The sequence below is a fragment of the Alkalibacillus silvisoli genome (genome assembly GCF_039521975.1).
GTDB classification, from domain to species: Bacteria; Bacillota; Bacilli; order Bacillales; family Alkalibacillaceae; genus Alkalibacillus; species Alkalibacillus silvisoli.
Genome location: NZ_BAAACZ010000005.1, coordinates 45378 through 69044 on the forward strand (window position 1 = coordinate 45378; position 23667 = coordinate 69044).

Genomic DNA, 23667 nt, shown 5'->3' on the forward strand with positions numbered 1-23667 from the left:
TCTAAAAGAGCACCTAAACATGCTATAATGCTAGTAAGATCAATAAAGGGATGGCAAAACATGGCTGAGAAAATAACAAGACGTTCATTTATAAAAAAGACTACAGTTGGTACATTAGGTACGATCGCCACAGCTTATGGTGGTTACTATTATGCCCATGATGTTGAACCGTTTTGGTTAAAAACCATATCTAACAACATTAAATCACATCGAATCCCAACTGAATTCAATGATTTTAAAATTGTTCAATTCACCGATACACATATCGGTTTTCAATATCGAAACAAAGATTTAAAAAAATTAATTAATGCAATTCAAAATCAACAACCCGATCTAATCGTTTTTACAGGAGATTTAACAGATGACCCTTCATTAGTTTCAAATGATAAGTTTGAAGAAATAGTACATGAGTTAAGTCGGTTAGAAGCACCTTACGGAAAGTATTGGATATACGGAAACCACGATCATGGTGGTTATGGAACTAATACAATCTTAGATGTCATGAATCAATCTGGTTTTTCTCTATTAATGAATGAGACTGAACAAATTACGGTTGATGAACAACATATTAATTTATCCGGTTTAGATGATATCCTACTCGGTAATCCTTCTCTTGAGGGGTTGGTTTCACATGATGAAGCAAGCTTTAACATATTGTTATGTCATGAGCCTGACTATGCAGATGAGGTTGTTGATTATCCTTTTGACTTACAATTATCAGGTCATAGCCATGGTGGACAAGTACAAATTCCTTTTTATGGATATGTTGTCACACCAACGCTTGGACAAAAGTATGTCGAGGGTAAACATACATTAGGAAATCGTCCGCTTCAATTATTCACTTCTCGAGGCGTTGGGACGACAAGGCTGCCATTCCGCTTTTTATGCCGTCCAGAAATTAATGTTTTCACACTAATAAGCGAATCTATTTAGCCTTTGTCAATAAATTGTTAAAATATGCTACATTGTTTTACTTATATCAACTGTTGGTCATGTTACAATATGGGTGATTAGGAAATGGAGTTGATCTACATGTTTAAACAACGATATGGTTTATTTATTTTAAGTTTAATAGCCGTAATGTTATTTTTAGCAGCATGTAATGGAAGTGAAGCAAGTGAAATTGAACAAGAGATTAGCTTAGATATCGAGCCTTTTGAATATACTAACCAAGATGAAGAAGCTGTTTCATTGGAGGATTTAGAAGGTACATATTGGGTAGCTAACTTTATTTTCACAAATTGTGATACAGTTTGCCCGCCTATGACAGCTAATATGGCAGGCCTTCAAGAAGAAGCAGACGAAAATGATCTAGATGTTCGTTTCGTGTCATTTTCAGTAGACCCTGAATATGATGACCCTGAAACGTTGAAAACATTTGCAAATCAATTCGGTGCTGATTATTCAAATTGGGATTTACTAACAGGCTATTCTCAAGAAGAAATTGAAAGCTATGCAGCTAGCTCTTTCCAATTACTTGTTTCTAAGGTTGATGGTCACGACCAAGTGAGTCATGGAACTTCTTTTTACATTGTTAATCCAGAGGGAACTGCAATTAATACCTACTCTGGAACAAGTTCAGAGGAAATGGATCGATTAATGAATGATTTAAACATTCTATTACAAGATAACTAAATTAAAATTCACAAAACACCAATCACGGTCACAGACGATCTTGATTGGTGTTTTGTTTTATTACCACTTATACTTTAATCATTTCTAATGAGCAGATATACAATTAATCCTAAAATCGGGAACAATATAGTACCGAACAAAGTAATCATAGCATATTCGCTACTTTTCCCTTTCCGAATAGCATCTCGATATGCCCAAACACTTGTAAATATGTTCAAGATAAACAGAGCTAATATGATCAATAGAACCAATGCAATGAGTTCCATACACTTCCCCCTTTAACTTTTACTATTGTATGATAAATGAGGGAGTGCATGAAACCATTTTGTCAATTTTTCATTTTAAGATGTCGTGTTTCTGTTGCGTATAAATTGTGATAAACTTTTACCCATGGAATAAACCATTAACACAATACCAAAAGCAGTTACCGATAATAATAGACTTACGATGAGTTGTTTCATCCCTTCAAGGCTACTGACTAAACTGTGCTCTGTTAAATACAAATAACCAACAATGATGACAAAAATTGTTGTACTAGACACCCAGTAAGTCAACGTATGAAGGCAATCACGACTCATCCAAAAATGAATTAACGGCTTTATTAAAAAATATAAACAGACCATCATGGTTAAAAACAAGCCGATAAATAAATTATTCGATAGGATTAAACCATATAATTCATCGAACATACTATCCCCTCCTATCACCATTATCAACGGTTGTAGGGTATTTTAAACATAAATCTAGAAAGCAAGGTGACATAAGTGGAACAATATTTAAACGATCATGTTAAAAATATTGAAATTTCAGGTATTCGAAAGTTTTTTAATTTAGTCTCAGGTAAGGATGACGTTGTTTCATTAACTATTGGACAACCAGACTTTCAAACTCCTGAACATATTAAAGAGGCAACAAAAAAAGCAATTGATGACAACCAAACCGTCTATACACCTAATGCTGGAATCTTACCTCTACGTCAAGCCATTCATGATGTAACAAAAGAAAAATATGGTTTGTCTTATGACCCTGAAGAAGAAATCATCGTTTCAGTTGGGGCTTCTGAAGCCATTGACATAACACTTAGAACTATTGTGAAGCCGGGCGATGAGGTACTATTACCCGGCCCAGTCTACCCAGGTTATGAACCATTAATTAAACTAGCTGGTGCTACGCCAGTTCACATTGATACGCGTGATTATAACTTTAAGTTAACAGCTGATTTAATTAAAGAGCATATCACTGATAAAACGAAATGTGTCATTCTTCCATATCCATCAAACCCTACTGGCGTAACATTGACAAAAAATGAACTTAAAGAAATTACACAGTTACTAAAAGATTTACCAATATTTATCTTAGCGGATGAAATATACAGTGAATTAACTTATGGAGTAGAACACGTATCCATTGCAAGTTTTGAAGAAGTTAGAAAACAAACGATCGTTATTCAAGGTGTATCTAAGTCACATTCAATGACAGGGTTTAGAATCGGATACTTGTTAGCTGATAGTGCCATTAGAAAACATATTTTAAAAGTTCACCAATATAATGTTTCTTGCCCAACATCTATAAGTCAGTACGCTGCTTTACAAGCTTTAACAATGGGTAAAAATGATAGTCATATTATGCGGGAAGCTTATTCAGAAAGACGCGTTTACGTATTAAAGCGTTTGGAGAAAATGGGGTTAGAGGTTGTGGAACCTGATGGCGCATTCTATGTTTTTCCTAAAATTAATATACCTAACTACACTTCCTTTGAATTAGCGTTAAGATTAGTTGATGAAGTCGGATTAGCTTTAGTTCCAGGAGATGCATTTAGCGAATATGGTGAAGGTTATTTGCGCTTATCCTATGCTTATCATATGTCAGTTTTAGAAGAAGGACTCAACCGTTTAGAACAATTTTTAACTAAACAGTAATATTCAAATAAATATTTAAAGCCCGGCTTTTTAAGTAAACCACTTAAACACCGGGCTTTTTAATCAATTATTTGTTTACGCCCTTTTGGTTCTAATTTTAAATACTCATTAATTAATCCGTCCAACTCCTGTGAAAGCCTAACCGATTCATAGCTTGTATAACCTTTCTCTGATGCCACTTCAATCATTTCTTTACGTAATACTTCTATTTTAGTCTCTAAATAAATTAATCGCTCTTGCTCTTTCAATTACTGTTTCCCCCTCAGTGTAAACACCATAGCCTAATTAAAATATTTTATTGCTAAAATTCAATTATGTCAAAGGTTTATTAAGCAAAAATTTAATTTGTTAAATAAAATTAATATACTATAAACATTCTGTTAACAACCAGCAAATTAGTCATATGTTTATAGAAATGATTTATAAGCTTTATGTATGATGAAATTAATTACACGAATATACTTATTATATGATAGGATATATAATAAGAGGTTGTTAGATTTATTTTACATAATAATTGGGTATTTTGAAATGAGAAAGGAAGAGCCTTCTTGAAAAGAGAAATATGGGAATGGACAAAAGCGATTGTCATAGCATTAGTCATAGCTTTCATATTACGAACTTTCATTTTTGCTACGTCTGTTGTTGAAGGTGCAAGTATGGTCCCGACACTAGAAAGCGGAGAACGCGTTATTTTCAATAAAGCTGTCTACTTAATTGATGAACCAGACCGCGGAGACATCGTCATCATTCAGCACCCACATAAAAACTATGTCAAAAGAGTAATCGGCTTACCTAATGAAACTTTAGAAACGCGAGATAATGATTTATATATAGATGGCGAGCGAGTTGATGAAGAATATTTAACAGAGGAAGAATTACAAGGCACTGGCGATATTGAGCCAATTGTCATTCCAGATGGACAATACTATGTCATGGGGGACAATCGTGAAATCAGTAAAGATAGCCGAAATGGTCTCGGTTTAATTGAAGAAGACGATATTATTGGGCGTTCAGAAATTATTATCTTTCCATTCACAAACATGTCATTAACTAGATAGTTTAAAATCAAGATCACTTAATTAAACTGATACAAATTCGAACTTCAAAAATAAAGGTCTGTCCCATTTAGCCAAAACTACATGACTTTGGGGACAGACCTTTTTATTGTTCGATTAAACTTGGGATTTTCATAATTGATTTATTGAGTTGCTCTAGCTTCTTTTCAATTCGATGCAACAAATAAAATGTTACAAGAATCGGAAACCCCACATCCGGTACCCAATTAACCCATGCCTCCATCACAATCTTTAACCACCTTTCTCTTTCTAGTTCTTGAGTCTCTAATCTTAAAAAGGGGTGACCCATTATGAGTCACCCCATTAACTTAACTTATTTAATTAATTGGCACTTCCTCAACAGTACGTTCAACTACTTGCGCAAAATCAATTTCAGAAAGTGCTAAGCCATTTGAAGTGAAGATATCTTGCTCAATGATGGTTTCCATTGCTTCTTTAACTTGCTCAGCATTTACAGGTTCTACAGGATGATCAATACTGATTGTAGACATACGACCTTCTTCATTCCTAAATTTAAGCTCTAAACGCTTACTCATTTACTCTTTCCCCCTTTTATTGATTACCAACTAATAATAATTGATCATTTCGTAACGCCTCGTGTAGAGGGTCTTGACGAAGTTCTGATAATACTTGTGCTACTGCTTGAACGGCTTCATTTTCTGCTTCTGGCTTTACATTGTTATAGCTTCGACGCTGCAACACCTCTTCTCCCTCATCATCAATCCCTGTTACAAATACTAACTGCAGTTGACTATTGATTTTTTGTGCGTTTGTCATATCGTCAACCTCCTTTCACCCTTATAATCGTATGGAAATAAAAAAAGTGTGAAATGTTTTGAAACATTCCACACTTTTTCTTCGTCTAATATTAAAGAGTTCACAATCACTAATTAATGCTTTACGTTATCAATTACGCACGATCCAATAAAGTACGCAATTACGCCTAAAGATACAATTCCTAATGTTAAATTGATCGCATCCACTGTGGTGCACCTCCTAGAACAACTCATACGTTATTTACTAAAGCTATTTTATCAAAAAATATTGCTATTGAACATTATCATCTCATTAATGTTTTAAATAATGAAGACCGAAAAGACATTTTTGTACAAATTGTAACAATTAGTTCTTAAATCCTACACTGAAAAAGAGCAATTCGTGTTAAAATTTACATATACAAGAAAGGAACACAATAGGTGATAAATCATGATGTACTGCCCTAGATGCGGATCAAAAATTAAAGAAGACGAATCCTACTGTGTCATTTGTGGTGCTCAACTCCCAAAAGACATTGACGAACGTACACAAACGCAAAGTGGCCTTAACCGTTGGTGGTTAACCCCTATTGTGACACTTGTGTGTGTGTTAATTGCTGGAATTGGCCTCCATTTCTATTTAGAATACAATAATTCTTCTGCACAATCATTATACGATGAAGGTGTAGAACATGCTTTAGAAGGCCAGTACAACAGAGCTCAAAGTCTATTTGAAGAAGCAATTGATTATAATCCTAACTTTGAAGCTGCACAAGTCAATTCTGAATTTATGACTGTTGCTCTTGAAATTAATGAGAAATTAAATAATGTTGACACCTTAGTTGACCAAGGTGCATTTCAACAAGCTGTTCAAATAACAGAAGAAGCTGAAAGTCAGTTAAACTCTTATAATGGTGATATTATAAACCACTTATTAGAATCTATACTGGATAAGCGAAATGAAGTACGGATCACCCAAGTTGAACAGCGTTTAGCTGAGGAACCGGGAATTGAAGAGTTAAAAATCCTATTATGGCAAACTCAGTCCATCGAACATAACGAGGCAGAAGACTTAGAGAATTTAATGAAAGAAAGAATTGTAAGTCGTACAGCTAATGAAGCAAATGATAAATTACAAACGAACCAGTTTACTGCTGCTATTTCTATTGTTGAAGATGGATTAAGATACGTCCCTGAAAACGAACGACTAGACAGTTTAAAAACGACAATATCAAATCAACAGGCTGATTTTGAAACGCAGCAACAAGAACGAATTGAACAAGCTTTAACACAATATGAATCTGAACAAGAGCAAAATGAAAACGACGCAGTAGAGTTAAATGAAATCGAAGTTACAGTAAACGATTATGATGAAGTGAATGTATATGGTGAATTAACGAGTGTTGCAACTCGCCCAATCCATTCGATCTCAGTACAATATGTTTTATTAGATGACGATGAAGATGAAATTTTAGAAAATGAAACGTTCGTCTTTCCTGATACACTTTATCCTGATGAGACAGGTCAAATCGACCATACTCATAGTGATTTACCAGATGATTTTGATTCAGATGAAGTAAGTATATCAGTTGAACAAATCTCTTGGTTTCTAGACGGCCAAGAGGATTAGAGGTGATATGATGAACTACCAAATTAAAAAAACTGTACCTCTTATACTTTCCATGATGATTTTACTCATCGGGACCTTTGCGATTGTTTCTTATTACAACAGTTGGCAAGAAACAGCTTTAGGTTCTGATAATGCCATAGTTGAATCTGTAACAGATGAAGAAAGCGAAGAGCCTAATTTACAAGAGTTAATCCATGAAGCACAAAAGAGTGTTGTTCAAATCGAAGCAACTGGTCCACATAGCAGTCAAGGCTCTGGTTTCGTTTATAACGACCGAGGCGACATCATTACCAATGCCCACGTTGTTAAAGATGCTGATTCTGTATATGTGAAAACCTCAGAAGCACAAACTTATCCAGGTGCTGTGATTGGGATTGGTAATTCACAGGACATAGCGGTAATTCGTGTTCCACAACTTGCTAATAGTTCCACTCTAGAAATTGACCCTAATTTTGAGCCAAACATTGGCGATGAAATCCTTGCAGTAGGCAGCCCGCATGGATTTCAAAACACTGTTACATTGGGTCATATTTCTGGTACAGGTCGTGATATATCAGTTGACCAATATGAATATGCAGATCTCTACCAAATTTCAGCTAATATTTCACAAGGAAATAGTGGTGGACCTTTAATTCATGAAGAGTCAGGTAAGATTATCGGTATTAACTCTGCAGCTACTAATGAAGGGACAATTGGTTTTAGTATTCCAATCTCACAAATCTATGAGAGAGTTGCCATGTGGTCAGATACAGCCAATGATGATGATTTAAACTATGATGGAGACCCAACAACTTACTCAGAGATTGATCAACAATCGTTAAAACAAGACAGTGAGTATTTAATTAAATATTTCTATGAAACATTAAATGTACGTGATTATTTCACCGCGTATTCCTTATTAGGTATTGATGTACAATCAAATTATTCGTATCAAGATTTCCGTGAATTAATCGTTCATTCCATTGATATTGAAGTAACTGATCAAGAATTGCAAACTACCAGCGATCATGTAGCAACATTTGAAGTCAATTCTGATCATTCAATTCGTACAGATGAAGATACGCGCGAAACACACCATTACAAAACCATTTATGAAGTGGGATACGAAAATGATCAATTGAGGATTTTAGACTTAGACAGAGAACTATTATCTAAAACAAGTCATTCGACTTCAAATTAAATTGGTTTATTTAGGTGAATAACCATTCAAATAGACATAGGTCACCATATAGATATATTACATGTCTTGGGAGGTGATTTTATGTTTAAGCCAGGTTATTCACAGGCTGGATATGGTCATGGGGGGCACAACAACTTTGCCTTAATTGTTGTGCTTTTCATCTTATTGATTATCGTAGGTGCCGCTTTCTACTGCTAACACCTTACATGCATACGAGAGTTTGATGGACTGCTCACATCGAACTTTTCTCCCTCAATAATAGAAGGTTGACCGACTCAAGTAAGAGTTAGGTCAACCTTTTATTTGCTTATACATTGACAAAGCCAAGTACTTCATTTGCTGGTAATGGCTTACTGAAATAAAAACCTTGTACTTCATCACAACGTTCATTTACCAAAAAGGTTAAATCTTTCTCATTCTCAACACCTTCTGCAATAACTTTTAAATTTAACGCATGTGATAAATGAATGATTGTTTTTACGATCGCAATATTTTGTTTGTTTTGGTTTTGAATAAACGTTCGATCAATCTTGATTTTGCTTAAGGGAAATTGACTTAAATATTTAAGTGAGGAGTAACCTGTTCCAAAGTCATCTAACGCTACTTGAACACCGAGCTCTCTAAATTCTTTTAAAGTATCGATAATATAACGTTCGTTTGACATTGCGATTGACTCAGTAATCTCTAATTCAAGATACTTAGATTCTAAACCTGTCTCCTCTAGAATCTCACTGACACGCTCTACTAGATTTCGTTGTAAAAACTGTTTTGCTGACAAGTTAACACTTACTTTTACTTTCTCAAGCCCTTCATTTTGCCAGAGTTTATTTTGCCTGCACGCTTCATAAATGACCCAATCACCTATTTCTAAGATCAGACCTGTCTTTTCAGCTAGTGGAATAAACCGATCAGGTGGTATATAGCCCATTTCCTCATGATTCCAACGACATAAAGCCTCAAATCCAGTAATTTCATTCGATTGCAGATCATACTGAGGTTGGAAGTGTAATTCAAAGTTATCTTCTTTAATCGCCTTATGTAATTCAGTTTCTAGGCGTAACCGTTCTTTAAAACCTTTCTTCAATGAGTGTTTAAATAATTGAAAGTCATTGCGACTTTCTTCTTTTATGACATGCATGGCTGAATCAGCATGTTCAATTAATTGTGACGTTGTTGTAGCCGACTCAGGATACAGACTAATACCTACACTAACTGTCGTATAAATTTCATAACCATCAATTTTAACTGGATTGCGAAATAAATCAATAATCTTCTTCGCCAACGCTTTTACATCTTCTTCTGACTTAACATTTCGTTGTAAAACTAAAAATTCATCACTCGTCATTCTTGCAATAAATAAATCTTCATAAAGCAACTGCTTTAACCTGGAAGCACAGCTTCTCAGTAATGAATCACCAACTTGATAACCTAACGTATCATTAATATGTTTAAAGTAATCAATATCGATAAAATGAACCGCCAAATATTCTTCATTCTGTTTCGCATTGTTCAATTCATCTTCTACTACAATTTGAAAATAATTACGATTCGGCAAATCGGTTAATTGATCATAATAAGCCATGAACTCTATTTGCTTTTCATTTTCAACCCGTTCAGTAATATTGCGCACAATAGCAATCCTTAGTCCATAATCTTCTTCTTGGACAGGTTCTGGCAGTACTTCTGCATATATAACTGAACCATCACTTTTATAACCACGTAAAGGGTATGGTGAATCGTGTTGTCCTTCTGTCATATTAGTTGATAAAATGTTGTGATCGTCTTGGTGTACTAGATCAAAAATTGACTTCCCGACTAAATCTGCTCGTTTATAACCAAGCATGCTACAAAAAGCGTAGTCGCAGTCGATAATTTGGCCACGATCATGCATGATAATGCCTTCAAAAGGACCATTCCTTGCATGATTCAAAGTATAGATTAAAGAATCTTTTTTTTCTTTAAGTCCACCTTCTCTTATAATGTAACAATTTAAATTTCCAATTTGTCGTCTATTCATGATGATTAATTTCTCTGGTATCGTTTTTGTCCAAACAAGATTATCATGATCTGTTTTTTTAACAACAGCTTCAAAGTTAATGTAGTCAATAACTTTTACCCTTTTGTCTTGAAGTCTAATCTGAAGCAATTCTAAAGCCTTTTGATTACCCGCTACTACATATCCTTCTTTGTTTTCAAAAATTAGAGCATCTGATACATTCTCAAGCAACCATTCGTGTATAGGTAATTGAAGTTGATCTATCATTTTGAACACTGTTTTTCCCCCTAAATCAAGCTCGACTGCGTCTAATTAGCCAATATTAATCTTCTCTTTCGGATAACGATAGCGGTCTTTTGTTTTACCTCTATTAAATGAGAATAAAAATGTTAAAATACCAATTCGTCCGATTAACATTAATGTAATTAATAACCATTGACTAAAGGTTGATAATTCATCTGTAATTCCCATTGATAGTCCTGTTGTTCCGAATGCAGAACTAACTTCGAAAATAATACTTGTAAGCGACAAATGACTATCTACCGCTGTAATTACAATCACAACCGCAAAGAACATGATCATAGCTAACAAAGTTACGACAACGGCTTTAAATAAGTCACTTTCTTCAATTTCACGACCAAATATTCTTACACGATTCCTCCCGCTTGCAAAAGTTAAAATAAAAATAATCACTAAAGCAAACGTCGTCGTTCGTATTCCACCACCAACACTACTCGGAGAGGCACCAATAAACATCATAGACGATAAAAACAATTGAGTTTGTGTTGTAAATTCATTCATATCCATTGTAGATAAACCACCACTTCTCGCTGTTGTGGACTGAAACAAACTATAAAACAGTGTCTCATGCCACGTCTTATCTGCGAAGAAGTGATTAAATTCTAAGATGATAATCACTAAAAATGAAAAACCTAATAATACAAAGTAAGTTAAAGATGTTAATTTCGTAAATAGAGAAAAACGCTTTAAATTACGTTCCTCTTGAGAGATTTGTAAATACTCTTTAACTTCGATCAATACTGGAAAACCTATTGCACCAGTGATAATTAATAACATATTGATAAACTGAACAAAGTAATCATTTTTAAACGGCTCTAATGATGATCCTGTAATATCAAATCCGCCGTTAGTCGTGGCGCTAACAGAAGCAAAAAACCCTTGATAATAAGCTTCTAAAGATGAATCAAAATAATTTAAATAGTATGTTCCTAAAATAAGGAATCCAATAAATTCGATTGTCAAAATGACGATAAACATCTCTTTAACTAACCGAACAATGCCAGAAATTGACTTTGTATTTGTATCTGTCATAATTAACCGTCGTTCTTTAAATCCGATCTTCTTGCCTAACACAATCCAAATCAATGTACCAAGTGCCATCACACCAAGTCCACCAATTTGAAGCGCTAATGCGATCATAAACACACCAAATACACTAAAAGTATCCGCTGTTTCAACTACTGTTAATCCTGTTACACTAACTGCACTTACAGCAGTAAATACGACCTCCATAAAGGTTAACTCAATACCGTTCTTATGAGAAATCGGTAAAGATAGAAGGAATGTTGCAATCGAAGCTGCTAGAAAATAATATAATGATATTAATTGTACTGGCGTCAATTTGTCTAAAACTGATTTATTCGGTGTTAGTCGATCGATCTTGCTCATAATATAAATTTCTCCTTCGAACACGTAAATTCCTTCACTTTTTTGAAAAAAGATGTCGCAAATTGTTTAAATTATTTATAATCTAAGAAAAAACCCCATCTGTTATCAGGACAGAATAGGGTTGGTGCTATATGCTATATTATTTTAAAACAGACTCTCTTGGTTTTTCTCTTTAAACTTCTTTAACAGAGAAGAACCTTGATAACCTGCTTCAATTAAATCTTGTAACGTCTCTTCTACTTGTTCACGTTCACGATTAACCATATTCCCAGTTAAGATGATATTCATTTCATCTTCTATTTCATTAACGGCTTTAACATTGGCTAAAATCGTCGCTTTCGGGTTCGACTCTTTTGTAATGCGCACTTGAGTTACGATTTCTTGCTCAGCCTGAAGTTTTTGCTTAAAGAAGTCATAATACTTCTTTGGAAGGTATGCTTCCATTAACCAACGAGCACCTTCTTTCTCTTCTCGGTCAATGATTAACGCATCAAAAAAAGCAATCCCTTTACTCGCAAGGTCTTCTCCTGATTTTTCTAAAATATCAAGCGACACTAATTTAAAAGTTTTCATCGAACCTTCCTTTCCTGTTCTTTATTATTATATAGGAAATTGCAGGAAGACAAAAGTCTTATTGTGAAATCGATGGTTTAGTTTCAAGTTCTTTTAGCAGAAGCTCATCAATTTGCCTCAGGCGGATTTCAGCTTCTTCTATACTCATGTATTTATAGTGATGTTGACCACCGGGGAGCTCTTCCATTTCATCAGCCTTATAGACGACTTCATGTAAGGGAGAACGCATATTTTCTATTGAAAAAGGCAAATATGAATCAGTATGCAATAAGATCGCAATCGAAATTTCTTTAGCTGTTTGAGGGTCTTCACCTAAACGAACTAATAACTTATGCGCTCGTTCTGCACCTTTAATTGCATGGATATCATGCTTCCGATACTCTTGATAATCCCACTTCCCATCCTTGTACCATTCATAATGCCCTATATCATGTAACAGCGCTGCCTTAGCAGCTAAGTTAATGTTTACCCCACTCTGCTTAGCTAATTCAACAGCCCGCTCAGTTGTCAAGACTGCGTGGTGAACTCCAGAACGCTTTAAATACTTTTGTGTTATTTTATGCTTAATGATTTCTGTTAAAAGTACCTGTTTCACGACAACCCACCCCTCTTTAAGTTTTTAAAGAATAATGTATCATGATCTATACTATTAAATCAATTGTTATTATTTACTTTCCACTTGTCAGTCATACTTAACCTTAATCTTGTACAAAGGCGTAAAAACTGAACTTCTATCTCTACAATATTGACTCTACTCTGTAAATGTTCGTCGGTTTAGCTCTAAGGAATTCTCTATATGAGTCGACCTTGAGTCATCACCTTCGCTCAAATACCCATACAATAATTAAAATTATTTATAAAAAAAGCTGCCGAAACTTTGTCGGGCAGCTAATGAATTAATTTATGAGAGAACGTTCACGATAGATCACCTTAAAGGCAATCAATGCAATTAGAACTAATCCCATAAAGGTTAGGAACAGATTACTATATACCGCACTTTCACCTGTTGCGGCTAAAAAGTTAACCGGATTTTGTGGATTAAATAAATCTAATACAACCCCTGCAATGGCACCACTTAATGCACCAGAAACAAAATTCATTAGATTAAATACGCCCATACCAACACCTGTTTCACTCTTTTTAAGTAAATTAGCTAAAATATCAGCACCAGATGCTTGAACTAAAGGAAAGCACATCATTGGGAATATAAGCATTAAACTAACAATTAATGGACTTAAACCGACTACTGATGAAATGATAAGAAAGCCAGTCATCAAAAGGGCTAAACTAGCTAAATAAACTTTTCTAGCACCCTTCTGGTCAACGAGACGTCCACCCTTCCTTCCAATGAGTGCAGCACTTATTGCCCCTGGAAACATAACTAATCCAATTTCCATAGTAGATAAGCTATACACTTCTCTAAGCATGATCGGAACTGTAAACATTAAGCCAAACAAGCAAGCAACGGCTAAAAAGCTCGTAAATAATGCAACAATATAGTTTCGGTCTTTAAATAAATGAGGAGGGATAAATGGATTTTTAGCTTTAAACATACGGATTATTGCTAACAAACCAAATATAACCGTTAATCCTAACGACCAGCCAACTCCTAAAGTAATTCCAATTAAAGCTGTTGCGATAGTAAGTCCAACTAAACTCGCACCTAAATAATCCAATCTAACATGAACTGTTTCTTCATCAGGTAAGTTTCTTAATAGAAATGGTAAAGTCACAATCATTAATGCTGAAGTTAAAAATAAAAACTGCCAAGATAAGAAACCAGCAATAACTCCACCTAAAATCGGTCCAATCCCAGATGCGAAGGCCATTACCGAGGCAATAATACCAAGGATCTTACCGCGTTCATTAGGGAAATAACGAATAGGTGCGATAAACGCAATAGCAGGCATCATTGAACCACCAATAGCTTGAATAACCCTTGCTACTAAAACGAAGTAATAATTAGGAGCTAAAAAGCCAATCAATGAACCAATTGAAAACACGATTAAACCAAATGTAATTAACTTCTTAAAAGCAACTGTATCGGCTAACTTACCGTATATTAATGCACCAATCGAGTACACCATAATGTATCCCGTCATGACCCAACTTACCTCTGAGGGCATTAAATCAAATGCTTCAGCTATATCTGGAATTGCAATATTAAACATCGTACCGTTCATAACCGAAAACATTAACACAAAACAAATCGAAAACAATAACATGCGGGGATTTTTAATATCTATTTGATGATCTTGTTTTATTGTTTCCATATAACAATCTCCTCTCACATTCACCTCATCTATATTATCGGTTCCCTATTAAACTTGCAATCGATCAGACTCTTTTCAACAAAATTCTCTAAATAATATTCCGATATGGTAGAATGGTATTAAATTTATTGTAAGAAAATTTGGAGGTGTTTGAATGTTTGAGGGCGATTTTCGAACAATTGAGGAACAATCATTACACAAAAAGAACATTTTACTATTTTGTCTACTTCTAACTATAACAATCGTCAGTACGATTGCCAATATTTTATCCGGGTTAGAGATGAGTGTGGTTCTTACAGTCATTTTTGGTGGTCTTTCGATCTTAACAGCCGCTGGAATCTTGATTTTTATGAACAAAGCAACAGTGTTTATTCCTTACATATACGTAATCGGGTTATCCGGATTCCTCGGTTTTATCATATTAGAAGCAAGTATTTCGACGCACAATTTTGGTTTAATTTTCTTTATTTTAGTTACTTCAGCTATTTACATGTCACGTACTTTATTATTGGTTGGCTTTATTTCCAGTATGATCATTTACCATAGCTTTATCTTCTTACATGGGGATATTCTAGATTTAAGATATGAAACAGCCTTATCGTTTATTTTGTTTACAGCCATTATTCTCTTTGGCTTACAAAAAATCACGAAGCAAACGGACAATCAATTAGAACAATTGCGCAAAGAAAACGAAGAGCGCTTTAACAATGAGGTAAAGCAAAAGCAGCAAATTGAAAAACAAGCCGATATTATTAAAAATAGCATGGAAGAAATTGAATCACAATCGAATACGAATAACCAAGCGCTTGATGAGGTTAACCGCGCCATTCAAGAAATTGCTACAAGCACTGAAACACAATCAAATGATTTATCATCAATCAATAATTTAATTGACCAAACCGCATCAAACATGGACCAGATGATGCAGGATTTAATACAAATTCAAAATGATACCGACCAAACTTCTTTACAAGCCCAAACTTCTCGACATGAAGCTGATCAATTAATAGATGAAATCCAGTCATTCGAAGCAAGTATGGATCAAATGCGACAAACCTTTAATCATTTAACGGAAAAGGTTGAATCATCAGCGAGTTTCATTCAATCGATCAAAGAGATAAATGAACAAACAGGTCTACTTGCTTTAAACGCATCCATTGAAGCTGCACGTGCGGGTGAACATGGTAAAGGATTTGCAGTCGTAGCTGATGAAATTAGAAAACTAGCTAATCATACGGACCAAACGGCATCAAATATATCAGATAACTTAACAGTAATGAAACAAACAAATGAAAAGACAGACGAACAAATGGAAAAACTACTTAAACTGTTAGAACAAAACATAAACTCTGTTCATAACAATGGTAAGAGTTTTGATCAATTTGAAGCCCATACACATAACCTTACTGCCAAGCTAGATCAGTTTAGTAAAGTTGCCGAGCAAGTCAGTACTAATGCGACTAGAGTTAATGATACAATGGAACAAATCTCCTCAAGCGTTGAACAAACGACTGCCTCGGTTGAGGAAATAACCGCCACGGTACAGGAACAAACGAATCAAAACAGTCACCTTCATGAAGAGATTGAAAAAACAACAATCGCCTTACAACAATTAACAAAGGAGTCATCAACATGAATGAAACAATTGATTTACTAATGCAACATCGATCGATTCGACAATTTAAAGATGTTCAATTGACTCAAGAACAAATTAAAACCATCATTAAATCAGGCCAAGCGGCATCTACATCAAGTTACTACCAAGCTTATACCATTATTGGTGTGACAGAACCTCAACTAAAACAACAACTAAGAGAGGTTAGTGGCCAAGAATATGTTGAAAATAACGGACACCTTTTCGTCTTTTGTGCTGACCTTAATCGTATGTATCAATCTCAAGATAAAACCACACAGGTAAAAATGAAAGATAACATTGAAAATACAGAATTTTTCATGATGGCAACAATCGATGCAACATTAGCCGCTCAAAACATAGCAATTGCTAGTGAATCATTAGGTCTAGGGATCTGTTACTTAGGAAGCTTACGCAATAACATTAATCGTGTAAACGAACTTTTAGACCTACCACAATATGTTATTCCGCTTTTCGGAATGGCAGTCGGTGTTCCAGATGAACAACCAGATGTGAAGCCACGGTTCAACTTTGATGCAATTTATCATGAGAATAGCTATCAATTCGAGAACCAGCACGTCGTAGCATTTGATGACACGACAGAGCGTTACTATGAAGAACGTTCATTTAATACGAAGGCTGATTCATGGAGTGAGCAAATCGGCCGAAAATTATCAAATCCGATGAGAATGGACGTCACTGATTTCGTAAAGAAAAAAGGATTAAATAAAAGATAAAACGGATTAGAAGACTCTAATCCGTTTTTCATTAACAACTATACGAGTATATTACTCAGAATCACCTTTTCCCTTTTTACGCTTTCTTCTTAAGCGAATCTTCTCCCTGATTTTCTTGTAATCCAATATAATCGTCTTTGGTTCATATTGATCATCAGCGATTAAATCTCCAGTTGTCGTTTTCATAAAGGACCACGCAATCAAAAACATAATGAAAATTAATGGGAATCCACCAATAATACTCGCGGTTTGGAGCGTCTCAAGCCCTCCTAAATACATTAAAGCCAGTGGTAGTAAACATAATGTAAACGCCCAAAACATTCGATTCCATCTTAACGGCTCTTGATCTTCAACTTTCTTCTGTGTTACTGAAGCTAAAATGTATGAGCTTGAATCAAATGTCGTAGCTAAAAATACGATTGATAAGAAAACAAAGATCGCAACCATTACACTTGAAAAAGGTAATTGATTAATAATCATAATGATTGCTGCTGGTGCTCCTTGATCATTAAGTACTTCAATGACATCAAAAGTCCCGCTTAATTGTAAATATAAACCGAAGTTACCCATAATTCCGAAAAATAACACGCAACCGATCGATCCGTAAATCATCGTTCCAGCAATCACTTGCCTGATCGTACGTCCTCTCGATATTCTTGCAATAAACAGACCTACAAATGGTGCATAAACAAGCCACCAAGCCCAATAGAATATTGTCCACGCCTCTGGGAATCCAGTTGGGTCATTTTCTAGTACAACAGCAAATGGCTCTGTCCATGTACTCATTCTAAAGAAGTTATCTAAAATTAGACCAATACTATTTGTTGTTGTTTCAGCAATAAATAAAGTGGGTCCTGTGACAAATACAAAAATAAGTAAAAAGATCGATAAGCCCAAATTCAGATTACTAAGACGCTTAATACCTTCTTTTAGACCTACAAATGCACTAACTGCAAATATTGCTGTTACAACTAACAAGACGACTGTTCTTAACACCATGTTATCTTCAAGTCCTGTTAATTCTGTAACCCCCCGTGAAATGAGTGGTGTACCAAGTGCTAAAGTCGTCCCGGCACCACCAATTAATCCAAAAATAAATAACACATCAATCATTTTCCCGAGAAATGTATCAGACCACCCTTTTAATAATGGTCTTAACGTTTCACTTATTTTAATAATCGGCGTTTTTCTTACGTAGAAGAAATAGGCCATCGGAAGTGCTGGTAAAGCATAAATTGCCCAAGCAATAGGCCCCCAATGGAAAATGCCATAAGTAGATGCCCATTGGATTGTTTCTAGTTGTTGGTCGGTTGGGCTCAAGCCAAACGGAGGGCCTTGGTAATAATACGCCCACTCAATTGTACCCCAATAAAGAATACTTGAACCAATCCCTGCACTAAATAACATCCCTGCCCATGCAGGTGTACTAAATTCAGGCTTTTCATCTTCTTCTCCGAGCTTAACTTGTCCATTTTGACTGAATGCAACATATATTAAAAAGAGAAAGATTGCTAATCCCATTAATAAATATAAAAAACCAAATGTATCAGACATAAAAGCATTAACATCAGCAATCACCTCAGCACCGGCTTCTGGAAATAGAACGAGCGGAATGACAACTGATAAAATAACGACAAACGAAATAATAAATGTCGGCCAATCTATTAATTTTCTACCCATATTTAAGTCTCCTCTTTGTTGTTGTAATACTTAGGTTGGTTAAAATGGGTTATTTTATTAAGGATTTTGAGTAGTATTAATGAGATTGACTGGTCGTTATTAAATTTAAAAAGAGACACTTATTCGATTAAGTGCCTCTTTTAACCCTTTTATTATTCAGCTTTTAACCTTAACTTTTCACCGGTGTATTCGTCCATTCTCGTTTCGTGATAAATTCCTTCAACCCAACCTTCAATCTGATGATCATACCACTTACTCCGGTAATGCCCTACTTGACCTGGACCAACAATATGGTAAGCTGATTGCGCATCAGACATATCGGTTACAAACCGCCAACTTGCACCATGATTAACAATCCCATCATCACCAAATGATGCAGCCATAACCGTTACATTGCTGCCATCAACAGGAACTGCACCTTCGCTATTAAAGAACCGGTCTAAAAAGGCAGTACTTGATAATGGATGGGCGAAATAAACCCGGTGATAATCCCCCCAATTCCACTCCTCTATATTTGCACCTTGCATTTCAACAATATCATTGACCGCATTCGTAAACGCTTCACTGACGACATAATCCAACCCACCACTTCTCTCAATCCAATTCATCTCTTCACCACTATAAGCACTTTGAATTAGGTGATCGACATTTTGGCCACTCCCTTTAAACATCGACATCAACTCTTCAGGAATTTCTTCTAAAAAGAGTTCATCTTCAATAAAGCTAATCAACCGGTGAAAGACTAACGGAGCTGCCAATTCACGATGATCATAGTAATTCCAATCTTTTAAAATATCTAATGCTTCTACTTCAAGCTCAGACAATTCAAGTCCTTCTAATAGATCAACAAAAATCGGTACAAACTCTCTTGCTTGTAAGTTTTTCGCATCCATTTGAAGATCTTTCATATCCTCAGCCGTTAAATCATCTCTCTCTTCTAAAAATTCATGAATACGAGTGTACCGGTATGGTTGTGCCCAAATATTACTAATATGATATGGATAAACATCAGAGATCACACGATTATTCGCTGTTGCGATAAACCCTTTATCAGGATTCACAACTTTTGGTAACTCTTCATAAGGAATATATTCATCTAAGGCAAATTCTGAATCCCAACCAGGCATTGGTAGTAACGCATCATCTGGATGGTCATAAATCGGCACACGCCCATTTGCTTTATACGCAATCGTCCCATCGCTTCCGGCAAAGACAAAGTTTTGAGCAGGGGCATGGAAATCTTCTAAAGCTTCCTCAAACTCTTCCCAATTCGTAGCACGATTCATTTGTAACACAGCAGACAGCTCTTTTGTAGCTTCTAATGCCGTCCAACGTAAGGATAAAACAGATTCATTCAAATGCTCATCGACATCCTCTGCAAATTCAGATACAACTGGACCATTAACCGTTTCAATTACTTCATATTCAACTGGGTCTTCTCCATCGACATAAATCGTTTCATCTATAATATCCGCTTCATACCATTCATCATCATATAAGAATTCATAAGGGTTGTTCTCATGCCTTCTTTCAATATATAGCTGTTGAACATCTGGACCTACATTTGTAACACCCCAAGCAATTTGTTCATTGTGACCTAATATAACACCAGGAATACCAGCGAAAATAACACCCGAAACATTATAATTAGGTGAATCTAAATGGACTTGATACCAAATCGATGGTGTTGCTAAACCTAAGTGAGGATCATCCGCTAATAATGGCTCTCCAGATTCTGTTTTACTTCCGTCTACTACCCAATTGTTACTACCATTAAATGGATGAGGTATTGTTGCTTTAGATAAACTTGAGGTGATCTCAACATACTCCTCATCAGCTATGTTTGATAATGCACGCTCAGGGTATGTTGGGAATAACTCAAATGCCTCTTCTTCAGGGAATGTGTGTAATAAGTAGTAGTTAAATGCTTGGCGTTCCCAATGGCCACCTAAATCAAAAGCCATATACTTACCAATAGTTAATGAATCAATAGGTGTCCATTCATCCATTTCACTCACACCCATTAACGTAAATTCAACTGGCATACTTCCTTCTTCTTCAGCATGTGCAATAAAGGTATTGACCCCTGCAGCATAAGCCTCTAAAGCCATTAACTCTTCATCATTATATTCACCTAATGATTTTTCGGCTGCACGCCTTAACCCTAGTGTTCTAAAATACTTATCTTGATCTAACGCCATATCACCAACAACTTCACTTAACTGACCAGACGCTTGTCTTCTTGACATTTCCATTTGAAACAAACGGTCTTGTGCTGTAGCAAAACCTTGTGCAAAGAAAAGATCCTCATCGGTTTCTGCCTCAATATGAGGAACTCCATTTTCATCTCGCGTGATCAACACTTCATCTTCTAGACCTTCAAACGCTAATCCCTCTATTACTTCTTCAGTATAACTTCCTACTTCTATAGATCCTTCTGTCTGAGGTAATGACTGATCAATATAAGCATTAACAAACAACAGTGAAACAACAGCGATTATAACTAATATGACTAGTGCGATTAAACTCCATTTAACACTCTTACGCATCTTACGTTTAGATCGAACTGCGTCTCCCATAGAACCTCCCCCTTTATATTATTATAATAATATAAAAATTCAAAAATTTTAACACTTCTATGTACTTTTCAACTTTTAATTTACTAAACGGTTAAACAAGCCTTATAATATACATTGGATTAAATGAACGAGGTGAACATATGGACCCGAAGAAAAAAGCATTAATAGCAGGTTTAATCATTGTTTTCTTTCTGTTAATAGGCATCATCTATTTATCTTACTTAGGGCTAGCAGAAGACCCTGAGAGTGTAGATGAGGTTAAAGTAAACGCAGAACAATATTTAGAGGATCATTTTGATCAAAAGACTGAAGTTGTCGATACTTTACTCGATTCCACTGGAGTCTATGAACAATTCCGGTATGCCGCCATTGTTGAACTTGAGGAACATGATGATTTTAGAATGCTCGTATATAAACATAACCAATATGAAGAATACATGGATAGTTATGTAGCTGAAATGTGGGAGCATGAACTTGAAGAATTTCTAATACCCGAACTAAAGAAGCGATTTGGAGATGATGCGATTCATGAAATCTGGACTACGTATCCGAAAGATGTCGGCTATCAATTAGAGATTAGCCCTCATGATGTCCCTTCATTACAAGGACAATCAGCTCACCCTGTTGTTCGCATCACACTAGATCGTGGCCATGAAGAGGGTGATGAGGAATACTTAGATGAAATTATTCAATTGATCCAAACAGAACTAGATATTCCTAGTGGTAATGTTACTCTAAGTTTTAACGATGATGCGTTAATTTTTAGTGATCGTAACATTAGAGAGGAATTTTAAGGTTAGAACAAAATGATTCATCACAATATAAAATCCGAACGATTCATCATAAATGAACGCGTTCGGATTTTTGCGTTTCGATCGTCTAACACCAAGTAATAATATCTTAACAACTCTACACCCTTTTATTTTGGCTCTACAATATTTGTTGGGGTAGAGACACAATTCAGAGTGAGGTTTTGGATGGCGGCCGTTGGCGTCAGGTGTTCCGCTTACGGTGGATGCTTGCACCCAAAGGGCACAAGTGCAACATCTGCTTAAACTTCCCTACGGTCGTTTGTCGCAGTGTTTTCTTTGCCGGGGCACGGCTCGAGCCTCCTCGGCCTAAAAGCGTGGCCTGCGGGGTCTCGAGACGCGTGCTGTTCCCGCAGGCGTCACCACCTACGCTTCTCACCTGAGGCCAACTCAGCGGTTTGATAAGACAAAAAAGCACGCAAACTCCTTATTTGTTATCCTTGTTTTATACGACTAAAACAAAACAAAGGAGCTGCGTGCATATGCATCATAACATGACTTTACCAGGATTGGAAAGCTTTCACGTCATTGAAACGCGAGACGAAAATGGCTATTATCACATCTTCATAAATATAAGGATATACAAAGCCAAATGGCATAAATAAGGAGTGCTCTTAACATTTGACTTAGAACCTTTATTTAAGGCAGGAACTTCCCGAAGTAACGCTCATGGAGACGAAAGGTTACTTTCGTCGTGGAAGTGAGAAGTTCCCACTTCAAGCGTCAGCTAAGTGGTGAGTAGTTCACTTAAGTCATCTTCAATTTTAAATGGTGTTGCTTGAGGTGGATAGCGTCTGATCACTTTTCCATCTTGATCAATTAAAAACTTGGTGAAATTCCATTTAATTTCGCCGCCTAAAAAGCCTTTTTTCTCACTAGTTAAAAATTCAAACAACTTACTTTGCTTCTCACCTTTAACATCAATTTTCTTAAACATTGGGAACGTTACACCATAATTTAACTTACAAAAACTTTCGATTTCACCTTGATCGTTAAACTCTTGATTCATAAACTGATCACACGGAAAGCCAAGTATCTCAAATTCTTCATCTTGGTATTTGTCATAAAGGTCTTGTAGCCCTTTAAATTGCGGCGTAAAGCCACACTTACTTGCTGTGTTAACAATAAGCAACACTTTCCCCTTATAATCAGCCATAGATTGTAATTCGCCACCACTTCTTTCTACTTCAGTATCATAAATTGAACTCAATAACATGACCTCCCCTTCTTTATATAGAGCACTTATGACATAACAATTTTCCGTCTATGTAATCACCGTTTAGAAATCCACTTTCACAATAAACGTGATCACCACATTTACTACAATACCCAACTAATTCTTTCATTCAAACCCACTTTCTAGTACAAAATATCTAATAAACTACTTATAACAAATTTATATTAATAAGGCTACCAATAGGCAAAAATTAGTGGTTATTTGTCAAAATTCGTGTTTTTCAAACAGGGTATAATCCTTTATAATTAGTAGTTAGAATACAA

23 protein-coding genes and 1 pseudogene are annotated in these 23667 nt (G+C 35.6%); 10 read left to right on the forward strand and 14 right to left on the reverse strand.

Features of this window, described 5'->3' with window-relative positions; all coding sequences use genetic code 11:
- Positions 1–60: 60 nt before the first annotated feature.
- A complete protein-coding gene (locus ABDZ63_RS02430) occupies positions 61–933 on the forward strand; it encodes a metallophosphoesterase (RefSeq protein WP_343781536.1) in 873 nt (290 codons plus the stop codon).
- A gap of 99 nt (positions 934–1032) precedes the next feature.
- Positions 1033–1635, forward strand: a complete 603-nt coding sequence (locus ABDZ63_RS02435) for an SCO family protein (protein WP_343781538.1) — start codon at positions 1033–1035, stop codon at positions 1633–1635.
- Between the two features lie 74 nt (positions 1636–1709).
- Here ABDZ63_RS02435 and ABDZ63_RS02440 read toward each other — a convergent pair whose 3' ends face one another.
- Together ABDZ63_RS02440 and ABDZ63_RS02445 are read right to left on the reverse strand one after the other, a co-directional pair.
- Positions 1710–1901, reverse strand: a complete 192-nt coding sequence (locus tag ABDZ63_RS02440) for a hypothetical protein (protein ID WP_343781540.1) — start codon at positions 1899–1901, stop codon at positions 1710–1712.
- 75 nt (positions 1902–1976) lie between these two features.
- Positions 1977–2324, reverse strand: coding sequence for a hypothetical protein (locus ABDZ63_RS02445; RefSeq protein WP_343781542.1), 348 nt, complete (start codon positions 2322–2324; stop codon positions 1977–1979).
- Positions 2325–2399: 75 nt separating this feature from the next.
- Between ABDZ63_RS02445 and ABDZ63_RS02450 the strand changes: the two genes are divergently transcribed.
- Positions 2400–3554: an aminotransferase A gene (locus ABDZ63_RS02450; RefSeq protein WP_343781543.1), complete on the forward strand. Its 1155-nt coding sequence runs from the start codon at positions 2400–2402 to the stop codon at positions 3552–3554.
- 59 nt (positions 3555–3613) lie between these two features.
- Here the strand turns inward: ABDZ63_RS02450 and ABDZ63_RS02455 are convergent, their stop codons facing one another.
- Positions 3614–3802: a Spo0E family sporulation regulatory protein-aspartic acid phosphatase gene (locus ABDZ63_RS02455; RefSeq protein WP_343781544.1), complete on the reverse strand. Its 189-nt coding sequence runs from the start codon at positions 3800–3802 to the stop codon at positions 3614–3616.
- Positions 3803–4105: 303 nt separating this feature from the next.
- Between ABDZ63_RS02455 and lepB the strand changes: the two genes are divergently transcribed.
- On the forward strand, positions 4106–4615 hold the full coding sequence (lepB, locus tag ABDZ63_RS02460; protein ID WP_343781545.1) for a signal peptidase I: 510 nt from the start codon (positions 4106–4108) through the stop codon (positions 4613–4615).
- Between the two features lie 103 nt (positions 4616–4718).
- Here lepB and ABDZ63_RS02465 read toward each other — a convergent pair whose 3' ends face one another.
- The 3 genes from ABDZ63_RS02465 to ABDZ63_RS02475 are packed head-to-tail and all read right to left on the reverse strand — an operon-like array spanning position 4719 to position 5410.
- Positions 4719–4922, reverse strand: coding sequence for a YvrJ family protein (locus ABDZ63_RS02465; protein ID WP_343781546.1), 204 nt, complete (start codon positions 4920–4922; stop codon positions 4719–4721).
- 28 nt (positions 4923–4950) lie between these two features.
- Positions 4951–5169 carry a DUF2922 domain-containing protein gene (locus ABDZ63_RS02470; protein ID WP_343781548.1) on the reverse strand — a complete coding sequence of 73 codons (219 nt, stop codon included), beginning with the start codon at positions 5167–5169 and terminating at the stop codon, positions 4951–4953.
- Positions 5170–5185: 16 nt separating this feature from the next.
- Positions 5186–5410 (reverse strand): DUF1659 domain-containing protein, encoded by a 225-nt coding sequence (locus tag ABDZ63_RS02475; protein ID WP_343781549.1) that lies wholly within the window; start codon positions 5408–5410, stop codon positions 5186–5188.
- Between the two features lie 429 nt (positions 5411–5839).
- Here ABDZ63_RS02475 and ABDZ63_RS02480 point away from each other — a divergent pair, with 429 nt between their 5' ends.
- The 3 genes and pseudogenes from ABDZ63_RS02480 to ABDZ63_RS02490 all read left to right on the forward strand — a co-directional run.
- The gene (locus ABDZ63_RS02480) at positions 5840–7018 is read left to right on the forward strand and encodes a zinc ribbon domain-containing protein (RefSeq protein WP_343781550.1); all 1179 of its coding nucleotides are present in this window, start codon (positions 5840–5842) and stop codon (positions 7016–7018) included.
- 10 nt (positions 7019–7028) lie between these two features.
- Positions 7029–8198 (forward strand): S1C family serine protease, encoded by a 1170-nt coding sequence (locus ABDZ63_RS02485; RefSeq protein WP_343781551.1) that lies wholly within the window; start codon positions 7029–7031, stop codon positions 8196–8198.
- Positions 8199–8288: 90 nt separating this feature from the next.
- A pseudogene (locus ABDZ63_RS02490) lies at positions 8289–8396 on the forward strand (YjcZ family sporulation protein); the annotation flags it as partial.
- A gap of 109 nt (positions 8397–8505) precedes the next feature.
- Here ABDZ63_RS02490 and ABDZ63_RS02495 read toward each other — a convergent pair.
- The 5 genes from ABDZ63_RS02495 to ABDZ63_RS02515 all read right to left on the reverse strand — a co-directional run bounded on the left by ABDZ63_RS02495 (position 8506) and on the right by ABDZ63_RS02515 (position 14729).
- Positions 8506–10461 carry an EAL domain-containing protein gene (locus ABDZ63_RS02495; protein WP_343781810.1) on the reverse strand — a complete coding sequence of 652 codons (1956 nt, stop codon included), beginning with the start codon at positions 10459–10461 and terminating at the stop codon, positions 8506–8508.
- Positions 10462–10506: 45 nt separating this feature from the next.
- A complete protein-coding gene (locus ABDZ63_RS02500) occupies positions 10507–11883 on the reverse strand; it encodes a TrkH family potassium uptake protein (RefSeq protein ID WP_343781553.1) in 1377 nt (458 codons plus the stop codon).
- 144 nt (positions 11884–12027) lie between these two features.
- Positions 12028–12456: a YwpF family protein gene (locus tag ABDZ63_RS02505; RefSeq protein WP_343781555.1), complete on the reverse strand. Its 429-nt coding sequence runs from the start codon at positions 12454–12456 to the stop codon at positions 12028–12030.
- 58 nt (positions 12457–12514) lie between these two features.
- Positions 12515–13051, reverse strand: a complete 537-nt coding sequence (locus tag ABDZ63_RS02510) for an HD domain-containing protein (RefSeq protein ID WP_343781557.1) — start codon at positions 13049–13051, stop codon at positions 12515–12517.
- 301 nt (positions 13052–13352) lie between these two features.
- Positions 13353–14729, reverse strand: coding sequence for an MFS transporter (locus tag ABDZ63_RS02515; protein ID WP_343781558.1), 1377 nt, complete (start codon positions 14727–14729; stop codon positions 13353–13355).
- Positions 14730–14883: 154 nt separating this feature from the next.
- Between ABDZ63_RS02515 and ABDZ63_RS02520 the strand changes: the two genes are divergently transcribed.
- Together ABDZ63_RS02520 and nfsA are read left to right on the forward strand one after the other, a co-directional pair.
- On the forward strand, positions 14884–16365 hold the full coding sequence (locus ABDZ63_RS02520; protein ID WP_343781559.1) for a methyl-accepting chemotaxis protein: 1482 nt from the start codon (positions 14884–14886) through the stop codon (positions 16363–16365).
- Positions 16362–17099, forward strand: a complete 738-nt coding sequence (nfsA, locus tag ABDZ63_RS02525) for an oxygen-insensitive NADPH nitroreductase (protein WP_343781560.1) — start codon at positions 16362–16364, stop codon at positions 17097–17099. Before ABDZ63_RS02520 ends, nfsA begins: the two co-directional genes overlap by 4 nt.
- A gap of 51 nt (positions 17100–17150) precedes the next feature.
- On the opposite strand, the gene ABDZ63_RS02530 is transcribed toward nfsA, so the two are convergent.
- A complete protein-coding gene (locus ABDZ63_RS02530) occupies positions 17151–18779 on the reverse strand; it encodes a BCCT family transporter (RefSeq protein WP_343781561.1) in 1629 nt (542 codons plus the stop codon).
- Between the two features lie 152 nt (positions 18780–18931).
- Positions 18932–21358, reverse strand: a complete 2427-nt coding sequence (locus ABDZ63_RS02535; protein ID WP_343781562.1) for a penicillin acylase family protein — start codon at positions 21356–21358, stop codon at positions 18932–18934.
- 140 nt (positions 21359–21498) lie between these two features.
- On the opposite strand from ABDZ63_RS02535, the gene ABDZ63_RS02540 reads away from it, so the two are divergent.
- Positions 21499–22152 carry a hypothetical protein gene (locus ABDZ63_RS02540; RefSeq protein ID WP_343781563.1) on the forward strand — a complete coding sequence of 218 codons (654 nt, stop codon included), beginning with the start codon at positions 21499–21501 and terminating at the stop codon, positions 22150–22152.
- A gap of 742 nt (positions 22153–22894) precedes the next feature.
- Here ABDZ63_RS02540 and ABDZ63_RS02545 read toward each other — a convergent pair.
- On the reverse strand, positions 22895–23377 hold the full coding sequence (locus ABDZ63_RS02545) for a glutathione peroxidase (RefSeq protein WP_343781564.1): 483 nt from the start codon (positions 23375–23377) through the stop codon (positions 22895–22897).
- Between the last annotated feature and the right edge of the window lie 290 nt (positions 23378–23667).